Annotated in this window: 13 protein-coding genes; 4 read left to right on the top strand and 9 right to left on the bottom strand. The window is 68.1% G+C overall.

Going from position 1 to position 15,160, the window contains the following annotated elements; translation table 11 throughout:
• Positions 1–15: 15 nt before the first annotated feature.
• On the top strand, positions 16–1,419 hold the full coding sequence (locus tag KIF24_RS31740; protein WP_221087162.1) for a poly(ethylene terephthalate) hydrolase family protein: 1,404 nt from the start codon (positions 16–18) through the stop codon (positions 1,417–1,419).
• Positions 1,420–1,647: 228 nt separating this feature from the next.
• Here the strand turns inward: KIF24_RS31740 and KIF24_RS31735 are convergent, their stop codons facing one another.
• From KIF24_RS31735 to KIF24_RS34870, 4 genes are all read right to left on the bottom strand, one after another.
• Positions 1,648–1,857: a hypothetical protein gene (locus KIF24_RS31735; protein ID WP_221087161.1), complete on the bottom strand. Its 210-nt coding sequence runs from the start codon at positions 1,855–1,857 to the stop codon at positions 1,648–1,650.
• 301 nt (positions 1,858–2,158) lie between these two features.
• Entirely contained in the window at positions 2,159–3,523 is a 1,365-nt protein-coding gene (locus KIF24_RS31730; protein ID WP_221087160.1) for an extracellular catalytic domain type 1 short-chain-length polyhydroxyalkanoate depolymerase, read from the bottom strand.
• Positions 3,524–3,758: 235 nt separating this feature from the next.
• Positions 3,759–5,282 carry a non-reducing end alpha-L-arabinofuranosidase family hydrolase gene (locus KIF24_RS31725; protein ID WP_221087159.1) on the bottom strand — a complete coding sequence of 508 codons (1,524 nt, stop codon included), beginning with the start codon at positions 5,280–5,282 and terminating at the stop codon, positions 3,759–3,761.
• 426 nt (positions 5,283–5,708) lie between these two features.
• Positions 5,709–6,263 carry a Crp/Fnr family transcriptional regulator gene (locus tag KIF24_RS34870; RefSeq protein ID WP_221087158.1) on the bottom strand — a complete coding sequence of 185 codons (555 nt, stop codon included), beginning with the start codon at positions 6,261–6,263 and terminating at the stop codon, positions 5,709–5,711.
• Between the two features lie 528 nt (positions 6,264–6,791).
• Between KIF24_RS34870 and KIF24_RS31715 the strand changes: the two genes are divergently transcribed.
• The gene (locus KIF24_RS31715) at positions 6,792–8,675 is read left to right on the top strand and encodes an alpha/beta hydrolase-fold protein (protein WP_221087157.1); all 1,884 of its coding nucleotides are present in this window, start codon (positions 6,792–6,794) and stop codon (positions 8,673–8,675) included.
• Positions 8,676–8,812: 137 nt separating this feature from the next.
• Here the strand turns inward: KIF24_RS31715 and KIF24_RS31710 are convergent, their stop codons facing one another.
• Positions 8,813–9,460, bottom strand: coding sequence for a GOLPH3/VPS74 family protein (locus KIF24_RS31710; RefSeq protein WP_221087654.1), 648 nt, complete (start codon positions 9,458–9,460; stop codon positions 8,813–8,815).
• 135 nt (positions 9,461–9,595) lie between these two features.
• Between KIF24_RS31710 and KIF24_RS34865 the strand changes: the two genes are divergently transcribed.
• Positions 9,596–10,750, top strand: coding sequence for a sensor histidine kinase (locus tag KIF24_RS34865; RefSeq protein WP_221087156.1), 1,155 nt, complete (start codon positions 9,596–9,598; stop codon positions 10,748–10,750).
• Positions 10,747–11,349 (top strand): response regulator transcription factor, encoded by a 603-nt coding sequence (locus KIF24_RS31700; protein WP_221087155.1) that lies wholly within the window; start codon positions 10,747–10,749, stop codon positions 11,347–11,349. The genes KIF24_RS34865 and KIF24_RS31700 overlap by 4 nt, the downstream gene beginning before the upstream one ends.
• A 230-nt stretch (positions 11,350–11,579) precedes the next feature.
• Here the strand turns inward: KIF24_RS31700 and KIF24_RS31695 are convergent, their stop codons facing one another.
• The 4 genes from KIF24_RS31695 to KIF24_RS31680 all read right to left on the bottom strand — a co-directional run bounded on the left by KIF24_RS31695 (position 11,580) and on the right by KIF24_RS31680 (position 15,134).
• Positions 11,580–12,161, bottom strand: coding sequence for a hypothetical protein (locus tag KIF24_RS31695; protein ID WP_221087154.1), 582 nt, complete (start codon positions 12,159–12,161; stop codon positions 11,580–11,582).
• Positions 12,162–12,302: 141 nt separating this feature from the next.
• Entirely contained in the window at positions 12,303–13,109 is an 807-nt protein-coding gene (locus tag KIF24_RS34860) for a cellulose binding domain-containing protein (RefSeq protein WP_331461348.1), read from the bottom strand.
• 170 nt (positions 13,110–13,279) lie between these two features.
• Entirely contained in the window at positions 13,280–14,218 is a 939-nt protein-coding gene (locus tag KIF24_RS31685) for a cyclase family protein (RefSeq protein ID WP_221087153.1), read from the bottom strand.
• A 157-nt stretch (positions 14,219–14,375) separates the two neighbouring features.
• Complete coding sequence (locus KIF24_RS31680; protein ID WP_221087152.1) at positions 14,376–15,134, bottom strand: SDR family NAD(P)-dependent oxidoreductase; 759 nt, start codon at positions 15,132–15,134, stop codon at positions 14,376–14,378.
• Positions 15,135–15,160: the final 26 nt, after the last annotated feature.

The raw sequence follows: 15,160 nt of genomic DNA, 5'->3' as shown, positions 1-15,160 counted from the left end.
CAAGGAGGCACCACCATGCGAGGACACGAATACCATCCCCCGCCTTCGGGGGGTACCGACGCTGACCGGCGGTCCGCCGGCCCTCGGCGACGGCTGTTCAAGCTTGCCACGATCGGAGTCGCGCTCGCGCTCGGGCTGATCAGCACGGCGGTGACGACCGGGTCGGCCTCGGCCGCCGACAACCCGTACCAGCGGGGCCCGGACCCCACCCGGGCCAGCGTCGCGGCCGAGAACGGCCCCTTCGCCAACACGTCGGTCAGCGCCCCGACCGGGTACGGCTTCAACGGCGGCAGGATCTACTACCCGACCGACACCAGCCAGGGCACCTTCGGGGCGATCGCGATCTCGCCCGGTTACACCGCGCTGTTCTCCGCCGAACTGGCCTGGATGGGGCCGTGGCTGGCGTCGCACGGCTTCGTCGTGATCGGCATCGAGACCAACAGCCGTAACGACTTCGACACGGCCCGAGGCACCCAGTTGCTTGCCGCGCTGGACTACCTGACGCAGCAGAGCCCGGTACGCGACCGGATCGACCCGAACCGGCTGGCGGTCTCCGGTCACTCCATGGGTGGCGGTGGGGCGCTGAGCGCAGCCATGCGGCGCTCGTCGTTGAAGGCAGTTGTCGGCATCACGCCGTACTCGCCGTCGTCGAACCTGGCCAACGTCCAGGTGCCGGCGATGGTCATCTCTGGGCAGGCGGACACGGTGGTCACCCCGTCCTACGCCCTCGGCCTGTACAACAGCCTCCCGGCCTCGACAGAGAGCGCCTACCTGGAGGTCGCCGGTGGTGACCATGGGTTCATGGTCGGACGGTCGAACCCGGTGTTGATCCGGACCATGCTGCCGTTCGTCAAGATGTTCGTCGACAACGACGCCCGGTACAGCCAGTTCCTGTGCCCGCTGCTGGACAACAGCGGCGTGGTCACCTACCGCAGCACGTGCCCGTTGCTGCCGCCGCCCACCGCCACGCCGACGCCGACTGGCACGCCGACGCCGACGCCGACGCCGACCGTTTCACCCACTACCCCACCCAACTCCGCCAACCGGATCGTGGGCGTGCAGTCGGGCCGGTGCATCGACGTACCCAACGCCTCACGCGACAACGGCACCCGGGTCCAGCTGTACGACTGCCACGGGCAGTCCAACCAGTCCTGGACGTACACCGCGAGCAAGCAGCTACGGGTGTACGGCGACATGTGCCTGGACGCGGGGGGCTCCGGCAACGGCGCGGGAATCCAGATCTACAGCTGCCACAGTCAGACCAACCAGCAGTGGAACGTCAACTCCAACGGCACCATCAGTGGCGTGCAGTCCGGGCGATGCCTGGACGTGTGGAGCACGTCCAACGGGGCGCAGGTCCAGCTGTACGACTGCCACGGGCAGACCAACCAGCAATTCAACCTCGTGCCCCTCACGTAACGATCATGACCGACTCGACGAACAACCTGTTCGAGGGCGCGCAGGTCTACCAGCCGCAGGCCCAGACCCAACCCACCTGAACAGGCGCGAACTGACCCGGGCGGGCTCGGCGTGACGCCGAGCCCGCCCTCATCACGCCGACACCTCACCGCCTACCACCCCGCCCGCGACGACCTCGGGCTGCGGCGGGCCTGCGCCGCCGGAGGTGCGAGCGGCTGGGCATCCAGGTCACGTGGCCTCCAGCGAAACCCGCCGCCGGTAGGTGCCCAGGGCGAGGCCGAGTACCGACCGGAACTCGTTCGGTGGTGAAACCGTACCGGCGAGCCATGTCGCGAATGCGCCGATCGCGCGGCGGCGCCGGGTCTGCCGGTCGCCCGGCCCGAGCATCGCGCTCCACACCTGCTCGTGCAGGACGGGTAGGTCCATCGGCTGGTACACGCCGCGCAGGGGCCGCCGGTTCGACGACGAGGTTGCAGGCGGGGAAGGCGATCAGGTGCGCGCTCGTTCGCGACAATCGTCCGGCCGGGCGGCTTGGCGATCCGGACGGAACACGCCTGCCGCCTGGAATGAGGCCCTTCTATGTCACGACTTCCCCGTGTCGGCGTGATGAGGGCGGGCTCGGCGTCACGCCGAGCCCGCCCGGGTCAGTTCGCGCCTGTTCAGGTGGGTTGGGTCTGGGCCTGCGGCTGGTAGACCTGCGCGCCCTCGAACAGGTTGTTCGTCGAGTCGGTCATGATCGTTACGTGAGGGGCACGAGGTTGAATTGCTGGTTGGTCTGCCCGTGGCAGTCGTACAGCTGGACCTGCGCCCCGTTGGACGTGCTCCACACGTCCAGGCATCGCCCGGACTGCACGCCACTGATGGTGCCGTTGGAGTTGACGTTCCACTGCTGGTTGGTCTGACTGTGGCAGCTGTAGATCTGGATTCCCGCGCCGTTGCCGGAGCCCCCCGCGTCCAGGCACATGTCGCCGTACACCCGTAGCTGCTTGCTCGCGGTGTACGTCCAGGACTGGTTGGACTGCCCGTGGCAGTCGTACAGCTGGACCCGGGTGCCGTTGTCGCGTGAGGCGTTGGGTACGTCGATGCACCGGCCCGACTGCACGCCCACGATCCGGTTGGCGGAGTTGGGTGGGGTAGTGGGTGAAACGGTCGGCGTCGGCGTCGGCGTCGGCGTGCCAGTCGGCGGGGTCGAGTCCAGGCCGAAGAACTGGATGGCGACCCGCGCCATACCGCTCGACGGCAGGCTGTGCCCGGCGCCCTGGATGGCGTATGCCTCGACCTGGGTGCCGAAGCGTCGGCGGTTCCAGTTGGCCTGCGGGGTGTCGGTGGACGTCGGGGTCTGGCTCAGCCCGTGCACGTTGGTCCACTGCTCGACCGACTCCTGGAGCAGCGAGTACGGCACCAGGGTGTCGTTGGTGCCGTGCCACAGCTGGATCGGCGGGCGAGGGCCGGTGTAGCCCGGGTACGCCGCCCGGACCAGGTCGCCCCACTGCTGGGGGGTCCGGTTCATCGAGCCGTTGGTGCACGGACCGCCGGGCGGGTAGGCGGCCGCGTTGGCGAAGCAGTTGAAGGGCACGCCCATGAAGGAGGCGCCCGCCTTGAACAGGTCGGGGTAGACCGCGAGCATGTGCTGGGTCATCATGCCGCCGGACGAGCTACCGGTGGCATAGACCCGGTTGATGTCACCGCCGTGCTGCGTCCGGGCGTAGTTCACCATCGACTCGATGGAGACCGGGTCGCTGCCACCACCACGGCGCTTGGACGCGTCCGACCAGGTGTCGAAGCACCTGCCGAACCCGGCCTCCTGCATGGCGCTCGGGTAGATCACGATGAACCCGTACTGGTTCGACAGCGAGGCGAACTCGCTGCCCGAGTAGAAGCCGGGACCCGAACCCCCGCAGCCGTGCATGGCGACCACGATCGCCGGGTTGGCGGGACGGTTGTCCGGCACGTAGATGTGCATCCGCATGCCGCCCGGGTTGTTGCCGAAGTTGGTCACCTCGACCAACGACGCTGCGGACGCCGGCGAAGACAGGGCGACAAAACCCATGGCGAGGAGCAGGGAGCTGGCCAATCCGGCCAGCACTGCCCTGGTTCGTCTCATGACACCTCCATCGATAGATGTTTATATGGACACTAGACACTCTGTTGACGACCGTCAACCAAGTGCTTAATGTTCTTCCGGGGATGGCGGGTTCAGGCCCTGTGGGTACGGGTCGCCAACGGCCCACGCCGAATTGCGCAGACAGGTGGCCCGGGCGGGCTCGGTGTGTGTCGAGCCCGCCCGGGCAGGTCCATCCGTTTCGGGGGATCACCCGTGGTGGTCCTGCGTCAGGTCGTCAGGGTTGGAGGGTCAGCAGTCCGGGCCGGTAGGGCAGGAGGCCGTAGTCGCCGCCGGAGTTGGGTGAGCGTCCCTGGTAGAGGAACTGGAGGTTGCAGGCGTTGACGGTCATGGTCTGATCGGCGTTGCTGCGGAGCAGTTCGCCGTGGCTGATGTCGTTGGTCCAGGTGGCGCCGCTGTTGGCCCTGCCGGCGAACGGGTTGCTCTCCGAGGTGGCCTGCGGCGTCCAGGAGCCACCCAGGCTGGTGGCCGTGAACGACCGGAAGTAGCGTCCCTGCGAGCCGATCGCCTCGACGAGCATGAGGTACCGGTTCTGGCCCTGCAGCTTGTAGACCTGAACCCCTTCGAACAGGTTGTTCGTCGAGTCGGTCATGATCGTCGTGTAGTTCGACCCGAAGCTGCCCGGGAAGTTCCCGATCGGCATGCTGGCCCGGTAGATCCGGCCGTTGTCCCCGGCGAAGAACAGGTACATGTTCTGGTCGTCACCGATGAGCGCCTGATCGATCGGCCCGGTACCGGAGTTGGAGATGCTCCCGGTGAACAACGTCTGGTGCGCCGACCAACTGTTCACGTTGGCCGGGTCGGTCGACGTCCGGTACGAGAACGCCGGCCCACCCCACTGGTAGGCGAGCACCCACACGTTCCGCGGCGCGAAGTAGAACAAGCTGGGCGCCACCGCGGAGAACGGCATCTGGTTCTGCGACGCCGACCCCATCTGGTTCCAGTTCGAGAACAACCCGAAATTCATCGAGCCCCACGACGTCCCCGTGTCATGCGTCGTCGCGTAGACCAACTGCTGACCGTTGTACGGCGCGTGCGTGAAGTCCTTCAACGACACCCACCCCGACCGCGGCTGCGCCAACGCACCCGTCGACGACCACCGGTACGACGACGGAAGATCACACGTACCATCCGGCGGCGGGGTGGTGGGGTTGCCACCGCCGTCGACGCGGACGAGTTGCCACTGCTGGTTGTTGCCACCCCAGTCGTCGTACTGCACGATGTTGCCACCGTCAGCGGTCGAGGCGCCCTGCACCTCCAACACCTTGTTGCTGTTCCGGTTGATGAACCGGACGTAGCCACCGGCCGAGTCCGCCAGCCGGAACTGCTGGTTCGACCCATTGTGGTCGGCCCACTGCACGATCGCCGCACCGTTGGCCGTCGACCAGTTGTAGACGTCCAGCACCTTGCCGGACAGCCGCGACTTCAACCGGTAGTAACCACCGCCGGAGTCGACGAACTGCCACTGCTGCTGGTTGCCGTTGTTCCGGGCCCACTGGGTGATCCGCGCCCCGTCGTTCGTGGCCAGGTTGTACACGTCCAACGCCTTGCCACTGTTGCGGTTCAACAACACGTACCACGCGCTCGTGTCCACCGTCGCCGCTGCGGCGGGCGTCGACACCACCGCGGCGGCGGCAACACCGACGACCACCGACGTCACGCTGGCGGCGACGACCCGCGGCAACCATCCACGCCGCCGCGATGGCGGCGCGATCGATGGAGACCTACCAAAGGCAGACATGATCCTCCTCTAACGACAAGAGCCGAACGGTCCACCCGAAGCTGGGTGCACCGCGACGCATGAGCCGGGCACGAGCGCCAGGGATGTCAGCGTTAACAAGACCTCCACCCACCCTTGGCGCACGCCTGATCAAGGACCGGCGAAGCAGGCCCTGCCGGGGCAGGCCACCCATGCATCGCCGTCCTTAACCATCGACTGTGAGCGATAACATGCTGGTCGTCAAGCCGTAATGTTCTCGGAACACTGGCCGGCGTGCACACCGCGACACCGGGGGTGCGCCCGCACCCCCGCCGATCACCCAGGCATCGCCCCGCCCACCGGCGCAGACCGGGGATGGGCGCCCAAGAGGGCATGAATGATGGCGCTAACATCGACGTTTGCGCATGATTCGGCCGATGAGTCGCGTCGCCCTCCACTGCCGGCCGGTCAGGAATTGGTCGACAGGAGGTCGAGCTGCCTACGATCAGTGACAACAATTCCCTGCCCGGTCAGTCGGACAGCGCCAACGCCGGTGAGCCGCGCCAGAGCCCGGTTGACGGTGACCCGACTCAGCCCGAGCATGCGCGCCAACTGCTCCTGCGATCCCCGCCAGGCAACCCGATCCGACGGATCCTGCGCGTTCAGCCAAGCAGCCACCTGAGCGACGGCCGGTAGCGTGACGGCCTGCGCGAGCCAGGTAGGAGGTTGGGCCGATCGAGCGAGATGGCTCCGCAACTCGGTGACTTCCTCGTCCGCGGGAACGGGGGCGATGTCGAGGCACTCGCCGGGGTGAACGGCCGTGCCGAAGCCGGCTACCGTGACGAACCAGGCGCCCTCGTGGCCGAACCAATGCGCCTGTCCGGCGGCACCGAGGTTCACGAAGTCCTCCGGGTTGGTGGAGTCGCCCGCCGAGACGATCCGCACCCACTGCCCGTCGCGCCCGTAGGGCGGCCGAGGGATCGAGACCTCCAGGTGCTCCCCGGCGGTCCGGTCCGTCGGCACGCCGAACCCCTCCCCTACCCGAGCCACCCGACGCCCGCCAACACACCACCCATCGACGTCATGACCACGAGCGACCCGACGACGTAACAGCCGCGGAACACCCTTGACATCGAAAGCCGCACCTGGCCACACTACCGATGCTAATTCGATTTAGCTGAGCGCCAGGTCCATAGAGTGCCAGAACGGGTCACATCGGGGCAGAGAGCCTGGGTGGCCCAGGAGGAGGCTCTGCATGTCCAACCACCACACCACGCCTCGCGCCCGAATACGTTTCCTGGCGGTCGCCGGCGGCAGGCTCTTCGCCGCGCCCGCCCGAGGCGTTCTATGAGCCGGACCAGCACCGGGCGGCGACCCACGAGGACGCCCCCATCCTCCGGCGGCTCATCCGGCAGTGAGCCGGATCAAAAGGTCGCGCCTGAGCTTGGGGCTCGATTGGAGGCGCGATAGGGGGCCCACAGCTGCGGTGTCCGAATAGGACCGTCAAATTCGAATAGGGCCACTGGAACAGGACACAGAGGAGTGCAAAAGATGAGGAAGGCGATCGGAAGGCGCAGGCTCAGGCGTGCGATCTCGTTGCTCGCGTTCATGTCACTCGGTGCCGGCGCCGTCGTCTCCGCGCCAGCTGCCGCCGCAGGCAGACCGGCGATTGTGGAAGGCGCGACCGTCAGGGCGGATCACCGTTCACCAACCGGATTCACGGTCAAGTTCGTCTACCACAATCCCAATGCCACGCAGGTCCGCCTTGCCGGGGATCTGACTCTACTCGACGTCGACACCGGCAACACGCGGTATCAGCCGGAAGAGTGGCAGCCGGGGCGGTACCACGCTGGAGGTACCGAGTTCCTCAGGGACATGACCAAGGATTCGAGGGGATACTGGTCGGTCTCGGTCCCGCTGCACGCCGGAAGTCTCAGCTACTGGTACCGGGTCTGGGACCCGACCCAGGGTTGGGAGAACAAGCGCATCTGGGATCCCGCCTCGACGCATCCCCGACCCCCGGGCGAGTCCTCGTTCCGGGTCAGGAACAACGACGTCCTCGATGCCGCGTACGTGCCGTACGCCAGGAAGCAGAACGACCCGGTGCTGAAGGAGCGTGCGGAGTACGAGCTGCCGGCGGCCAAACGTTCGCAGCGAGGCACCGTCCGGTACGTCCCGTACACGACGATCCTGGGCGACAGCGGCCATTACCTCGGCGTCTACCTGCCGCCCGACTACGATGCCAACCGCGCCGAGCCGTACAAGGTGGCCTACCTCGCCCACGGCATCTTCGGTGACGAGACCGACTTCATGGTCCCCGCGAACGTCCCGAACATCCTGGACAACATGACGGCCAAGGGCGAGATCGAGCCGACCGTGGTTGTCACCATGGGAAATCACTTCACGGGCACCAGCCTCGGCTTCGGCTCCTACAACCAGACCAACGCCGCCAACAATCTGGTCCAGACGATCCTCCCCTTCATCGAGGACAACTACAACGTCTCGACCGAGCGGGCGGGGCGCGCCTACGCCGGGTTTTCGTACGGCGGGATGACGGGCGCCCACGTCATCAGGGGTTACCCGACGACGTTCGCGTTCTACGGACACTTCTCCGGTAATCCGTCCCTCACGGCACAGGATTACGACAACGTCGCCGCCGCGGTCGGGGACGACGACCTCTTCGTGTTCCTCGGCAATGGCGTATTCGAGGGCAACCTCAACGCCCAGAACGCCATCGCGAACAATTTCCGGGCTCGGGGTTACGCCGCCGAGACGACCCAGGTCCCCGGCGCGCATGACGGGATGACGGCGAGCCAGCTGTTCACGATCTTCGCCAGGGACCACCTGTGGTCGGGGGTCGACTCCGTGTCGGTGACGCCCCCGGCCATCAATCTGACGACGGGCTGGAACTGGGTCAGGCAGTTCAGTGCTCAGGTGACGACCAACGAGGATGTAAGCCCGGCGGTGACGTGGTCGGTCAAGGGCGCGACCTCGACGGGCACCACCATCTCCGCGGATGGCCTGCTCTCGGTGGCCGCCAATGAGACCGCGTCGTCGCTCACCGTCGTGGCAACGTCGGTGGTCGACCCGACCAAGTCAAGCTCAGCCCAGGTCAGGCTGAGGCCCACGGGCACGGCGAGGGTCGTGGTGAAGGCGAAAGCCGCACCTGCGTCGATCGTCCGTGGTGGCACGTTCAAGCTGAACGTCGAGGTGCGGGCACAGTCCCGACACAAGAAGACGCCGAAGGCAACCGGTGAGATCGCCGTCACCTTTGGCGGGACCACGCGGGTGGTTCCGCTGACCGGCGGCGCGACCGTCATCAAGCTGCCGACCACCGGGCTGTCGGCAGGGGTGTATCCGGTCCACGTCGCCTACTCCGGTGACCCGACCCATGCTCCTGCCGCGGCAGTCCAGCAGAAGCTGCGGGTCCGGTAGCCAGCAGGCATGGTGGGCCGGCGACAGTCCGTCGTCGGCCCACCATGAGCGGTCACGAATGCGCACCCGGCCAGCACGAGGACCGCCGCGAACCCATCCGAGACGGACTTCCCGCCTCGGAGCGCCGGCAATCCGCGCTAGCTTCGGGGGAGTACGGCGGCGGCCATGATGGCACTGTTGACGACGGTAGCCGTCACGGTGCGTGTCACGGCTTCCCCAGCGGCTCCGGCGCCCCAGTTGCCTCGCTCAAGTTCCTTGGCACGTGTGATCACGGATGATTTCCACGGAATCTCGCGGTGGAACAGTGGGAGAGTCCCGCTTGCCGAGAGCAGTGCCGCGAGCGCGGCAACACGTGGCCGCGGCTCGGCGCCTTCCACCAGAACCTGCCGGACTTCCCCGAGGAGGCCCGCCCGGCGTCCGTTTCCACCTTCCTTGAGGGTGGTCGTACGGAACAGGCCGAGCACCTTACGATCCCCTCGATCGATGTCGCCGCGTTCGACGAGCCGCTCCAGCACCGGCTTGCGCAGCGGCGGGCCGATCGCGGCGAGTACCGTCTGAACACCCCGAGGCCTCTCGGAAAGGTAGTCCCACGCCGAGCGGAGGATGTCATCCGACGGTGCCCGACCCTCCACCGTCTTCACCCGACCTCGGTCCGCCGTGGTCAGGTGATCACCGAGGGCGAGATCTGCGAGTACGGCTCCCGCGAGAACATAGAAGAGGGTGTTCTCTCCCGCGATGGTGCCGGAGCTGGGCTGGAACAGGAGGAGCAGGAGGTCTTCCGGCAGAGTCGGGGCGTCGAACTGCTTCGCCTCCTCGGGCGTCCCGGTCCGCGCTGCGGCCGTCCGTCAGTGCAATCACGTCACGACCGCATGTGACGTGGTGTCACTGGTCGTGGCCGGTAGCTGCCGGATACTGGGGAGGTGACCGCAAGATCGCCGCGCTTCACCGAGTCGACGCAGGGACGGCTGCGCCGGCTCAACCTGGCGACGTCGCTGCCGCCGATCGTGATCGCCGCGGTGGTCCTCCTGTACGTCGACGCGCGCACCTGGTGGCACTTCGTCGTCCTGGCCCCCGGTGTCGGGGCGGCCGTGGTGGCCTTCGAACGGTGGACGGCGAACGACCTCGCTCGGGTCGCCCTGCCCTGCGTGATCGTGGCGGGAGCGGTGTGGCCGCTGGGGGTGCTGGTGACGGGCAGCCCGAACGCGTACTGGGGTGTCTGCGCCGTGGGTTCCCTCGCCCTGCGCGAGGTGCGTCGGCGGCGGGCGATGGCGATGGCCGGGCTGTTCGCCTACGTCGCCGCCGTCGGCGCGGCGCGGCTGCTGGTGGAGCGGGACGACGTACGCGGCGTCCTGGTCAGCTACGTCCTCGTTCCGACGGCCCTCACCGTGCTGGTGACGGTCATGACGATCGTGGGCGAACGGTTCTACGACATCATCCGGGAACTCGAACAGACCCGGGAGCGCGAGGCGGAGCTGGCCGTCGTCCGGGAACGTGTCAGGTTCGCCAGCGATCTGCACGACATCCAGGGTCATACCCTGCACGTGGTGAAGCTGAAGATCGCGCTGGCGCGGAAGCTGGTACTCCACGACGCCGATCAGGCAGAGAAGGAACTGCGGGAGACGTACGCTCTGGTCAGCGATACCATCGCCCAGACCAAGGAACTCGCGTACGCCCAACGGCGGCTCAACCTCTCGGCTGAACTCGAGAACGCGAAGAACCTGTTCGAGGCCGCCGGCATCCGCGTACGGGTGACCCGAGAGGCCGAGGTCGACCCCCGTGCCAGCGAACTGCTCGGCCAGGTGCTGCGCGAGACGACCACCAACATCCTGCGACACGCGCAGGCCACCCAGGTGCAGGTCACCCTCACCGAGTCCGGCATCAGGATCATCAACGACGGCGCAGCCGGCGACACACTTCCCGAACTCAGAGGGCTCTCGGCCCTGAAGCAACGAGTGGCAGGCGACGGAGGCGAACTGACCGTGGAACAGACGGACGGGCGGTTCCTGACGGCCGCGACCTTTCCGCCCGCTCGTGCCGATGCGGCGCCAGCGACGGCGCGGGAGGATGGCCGATGACCACAATCGTGCTCGCCGACGACGAGGCGCTGCTCCGCAAGGCCCTGGCCGCGCTGCTCCCGCTGGAGGGTGACATCACCGTCCTGGCCGAGGCGCACGACGGCGAGACGGCCATCGAAGCGGCCCTGCGGCACCGGCCCGACGTGCTGGTCATCGACCTGGAGATGCCGGGCGTGGACGGACTCGGCGCCGTAGCGGAGATCCGCCGCACGCGCCCGGAACAGGTGATCCTCATGTTGACCCGGCACGCCCGGCCCGGCGTGCTGCGCAAGGCCCTGAAGCTCGGCGTCCAGGGCTTCGTCAGCAAGTCCGCCGAGCCGGCCCACATCGCCTCGGTCGTGACCACCCTGCACGCGGGCAAGCGCTGGATCGATCCGGACGTGTCCGCGCTCGCCGTCGTCGACGACTGCCCCCTCACCGAACGCGAGCTCGACGTGTTGCGGGTTACCGGCGAGGGTTACTCGGTCGCCGACATCGCATCCCGGCTCCACCTCGCCCAGGGCACCGTGCGCAACTACCTCTCCAGCGCCATGCAGAAGACCCAGACCCACACCCGCCACGAAGCGGCGCGCTACGCCCGCGAACACGACTGGCTGTGAACGGCGACGAGAAAGCGGCACCTGCACTACCTCGACGGCCGCGACCTCTACGGCGAGGCCGACTTCGCCGGGCTGCCGCTACCCGACCAACTCCACCCCGGACGCCGCCACCCACCGCCGCATCGCCGACCGCTTCGCCAAGCAGGTGTTCAGCCCTGACGGTCCCCTCACGGACCGCAGAACCTGAAACCGTCCGCCAAGCGGACCGCCTCTACACCCATGATCGGGTCCTAGCGCTCCGCCCGGAACACGATGGTGAAGCTGAACGACGTGCCGTCGACCTGGTACGCGTAGCAGCCCGGACCGCTCACCGTGGTGGTCCCCGGAAGGTCGGTGTCCGGACTGGTGAGCACCGCGTGGTGCCCGTCGTCGCGGGTCTCGCCCAGGTAGGAGAACTTCGCGGATGCGGAACCCGCGCCGTCGATGGGCGCCGCCCGCAGCAGGACCGGGCCGGTGTAGCCGGTGGCCAGCCAGCGCACCTTCGCCGTGTAGCTGCCGTCCTGCTGCCGGTCTCCGTCACGCAGTGGTAGCGCCCCGTCGGGGAAGTAGTCGGCGATCGGGTAGACCGGGCCCGGGCCGAACACCCGGCTGGCCTGCTCGGGATCGGCCCACGAGTGGGGCTCGGTGACGGGGCAGGTGCCGTCGGGCGCCATGCCGGGCAGTCGCAGCGAGGGCAGGGCGAATTCGACCGGTGCCGCAGAAGGGGAGACCGCCCATGGGGTTCCGGTCGGGTCGTCCGGCATCGTGCGGTCGCAGCCAGCCACCGCCACCACGAGCGCCCCGACCGCCACTGCCCGGGCCAACCCCATCACACCAGCAGTATCGGCGCTGCACGCCGATCGCGCTACCCTGCCCAGCTGCGAGCAGTCTGGCAGCCGGTTGCCGGTGGAGCCCGGCACCAGGTGGTGTCGGGCTCCACCGATCGAGCGGCGGCCGAAACGCCGGCTACCCGATCAGATCGCGGTGCAGGTCAGGGTCGGGGCGGTGTTGCTGCCGTTCCAGGTGCCGATGAATCCGAAGGTGGCGCTGGCCCCGGCGCCGAGTGAGCCGTTGAAGGAGACGTTCGTCGCCGTCACCGCCGAGCCGCTGGCGCTGATCGTCGCGTTCCAGGACTGGCTGATCGTCTGGCCGTTGGCGAAGGTCCAGGTCACCCGCCAACCGCTGATCGGGGACGAGCCGGCGGTGACCCGTACGTCGCCCTGGAAGCCGCCCTGCCACTGGCCAAGGATGGAGTACGTCGCCGTGCAGCCGCCCACGCCCGGCGGCGGGGTCGGCGGGCTCGGCGGGCTCGGCGGTGGCGTGGTCGGGCTCGGCGATGGGGTGGTCGGCGGTGGGGTGGTCGGCGGTGGGGTGGTCGGCGGTGGGGTGGTCGGCGGTGGGGTGGTCGGCGGCGGCCAGCCGGGACCACCGGGCGGCCAGCCGATCAGGCCGCCGCGGTACTGCCCGGCGGTGACGGTCATGAGTCGGGTGGCTCCCCCGATGCTGCCGCCGGTGGTGGCCATGCCGCCGATCGTCGTGCCGGTGAGGCTGCCGCCGAGGTAGACCTCGTAGGTCTGCCCGTGCTGGATCCGGTTGGAGGAGAAGACCACCTCCCGGAAGTTCTTGGGGGCGCGGTAGGAGGCGAGCACCTGGCCCCCGGAGACAAGATGGAGGAGGGCGCCGGCCGGCTGGCTGCTGGACAACTGGGGGGCGACCCAGCCCTGGCCCGAGGTCGGCGGCAGGCCCAGCACCGCCATCGAGGTCGATCCTGCCCCCAGCACCGTGGGGCTCGTCGATCAGATGTTCGTGTCGGCATCATCGGTGCGGACCCGGAGGCGAGCTGGACTCATACCGTCTGGTTCCCGACCAGCTCCGCGTGTTCTCACCGACCGCGACGGGGTTCCTGGTGGTGCCCGGCCCTTCATGGCATCGCACCCCTCGCGAACCGCGGTCAGAATGTGGCGATCGGGTTGACCGGGCTACCGGACGCACCGGCGAAGCGGACCGGTGCGACCGCGAGTTGGAAGTCCCACTGGCCCAGCTCGGCAGCCGTCGTCGCGCACACCTCCAGGTCGCAGTTGTCGAGCAGCCACATGCCCATCGCCACGAGACTCACGGCATGAACCGGCATCAACACGTCTTGGTACCCCGACGGCTGAACGTCCTGGGGGGTGTCCGCGCCGATCAGCGCGACCTGCCGTTCATGCAGCCAAGGCAGGCAGGACGCGTGCCAGCCGGCCTGCGTGAAACCGCTGGCCGCACCGGCCTCGTGCCGGACGCGGCCATAGCCGGTCCGCAGGAGCACCGCATCGCCGGACCGCACCCGCACACCCTGGCGACGCTCGGCCTCCTCCAGATCGTCGGGAAACACACCCTCCCCCGGCTCCAACCACGGCACATCACGGACCCTGGCAATGTCCAACAGGACACCACGCGTGACGATGCCATTCGCCGCCGCCGTGACGGCCGCCCACCCCGATCCCGTCGCGGCATCGACCAACGAGTGGGATCGCCCGTTGTACATCATGCCGTTCCAGAAGATGTGGCACGGCGAGTCGACGTGCGTGACGGTGTTGCCGTGGAACGTGATGCCAAGCCGCTCGGACGAAAAGCCCCAGCGCCGGTCGGCGCGGAATCCGGGTGCCGGCATATCCTCGGCACCCGGCATGTCGGCGGCGCACGGGCACGTCGTCGTCGACCGCTCCATCTCTTCCGGTACGGCAACCTCCCATGAGCACGACACGCTCCTGCCGTGGCGCACCGCCCGCGCCGCCGCCAGCCGGACCTCGTCGGTGATGTGGTTCAGCGTCCCGAGCTCGTCGTCGTCGCCCCACCGTCCCCAGTTCGACAGCGTGTTGAAGTACCCGAGCACGTCGTCCTGTGTCGGCATCGGTCGCCCTGCCGCCATCCCTGCACCGACTCCTCCGGTCACGCGGTTCGAGGCACCGCGGGTAAGCCCCGACCGTACTTCAATCACGGCCGGGTTCGCCAAGCACCGACCAATGTGCAAGGTGACGCACAAACAGCGGCGCGACAGTGCGTGCAAGTTATCGCACGAGTTCGCGGCCACCTGCCAGTGACAGGATCTGCCCGTTGATGTGGCCATTGGCTGCCGAGGCTAGGTAGGTGATCGCGGTGGCTATGTCATCGGGAGTGCAGATCCGGCCGGTCGGGGTCTTCGCCGATTCGGCCGCGACTGCTTTCGGGCCCAGAAATGGTGCGTTCAGGGCCTTGTCGGTGAGCGTGAAGCCAGGGCGGACGATGTTCGTCAGAATGCCGTGACGGGCTTCCCGGACGGCGAGCACTCGCGCGGCGGTCTCGAGTGCTCCCTTCGCAGTGGCGTAGGCGAGCGGCCCTGCCATGGGTTGCTCGACGATGTCGGTCGAGATGGCGACGATGCGTCCCCAGCCGGCGACGCGCATGGCCGGTAGGGCCGCATCGATCAGAGCCGCCGGGCCGACCGTGTTGACGGCCAGCGACGTGGCGAGGCCGTCGATCTCGTCGGCGTCGAAGGAGGGCCACTGTACGGCGTTGGCGACCAGGACAGCGATCGGTCCGAGACGTTCGGTGATCTGTTCGATGACACCCTGCACGGTGGCGAGGTCGCCGTGATCCAGGTGGACGGCGCAGGCCTGGCCGCCTGCCTTCGTTATGGCGTCGACGACATCCACGGCGCCGTCGCGGTTGGTGTGCCAAGACACCGCGACGGAGGCGCCCTCGGTAGCCAGGTGCCATGCGGCGGCTCGGCCGATGGCGCCGGAAGCGCCGGTGACGAGGGCGACCCTGTTCGACAGACCGGTTTCCATCACCACTCCATAGTCGGCTATAGGTT

It is taken from the genome of Micromonospora tarapacensis, assembly GCF_019697375.1.
Classification (GTDB): domain Bacteria; phylum Actinomycetota; class Actinomycetes; order Mycobacteriales; family Micromonosporaceae; genus Micromonospora; species Micromonospora tarapacensis.
Note: the sequence above shows the minus strand (reverse complement) of the source record. Positions and strands in the feature narration are given on the sequence as shown.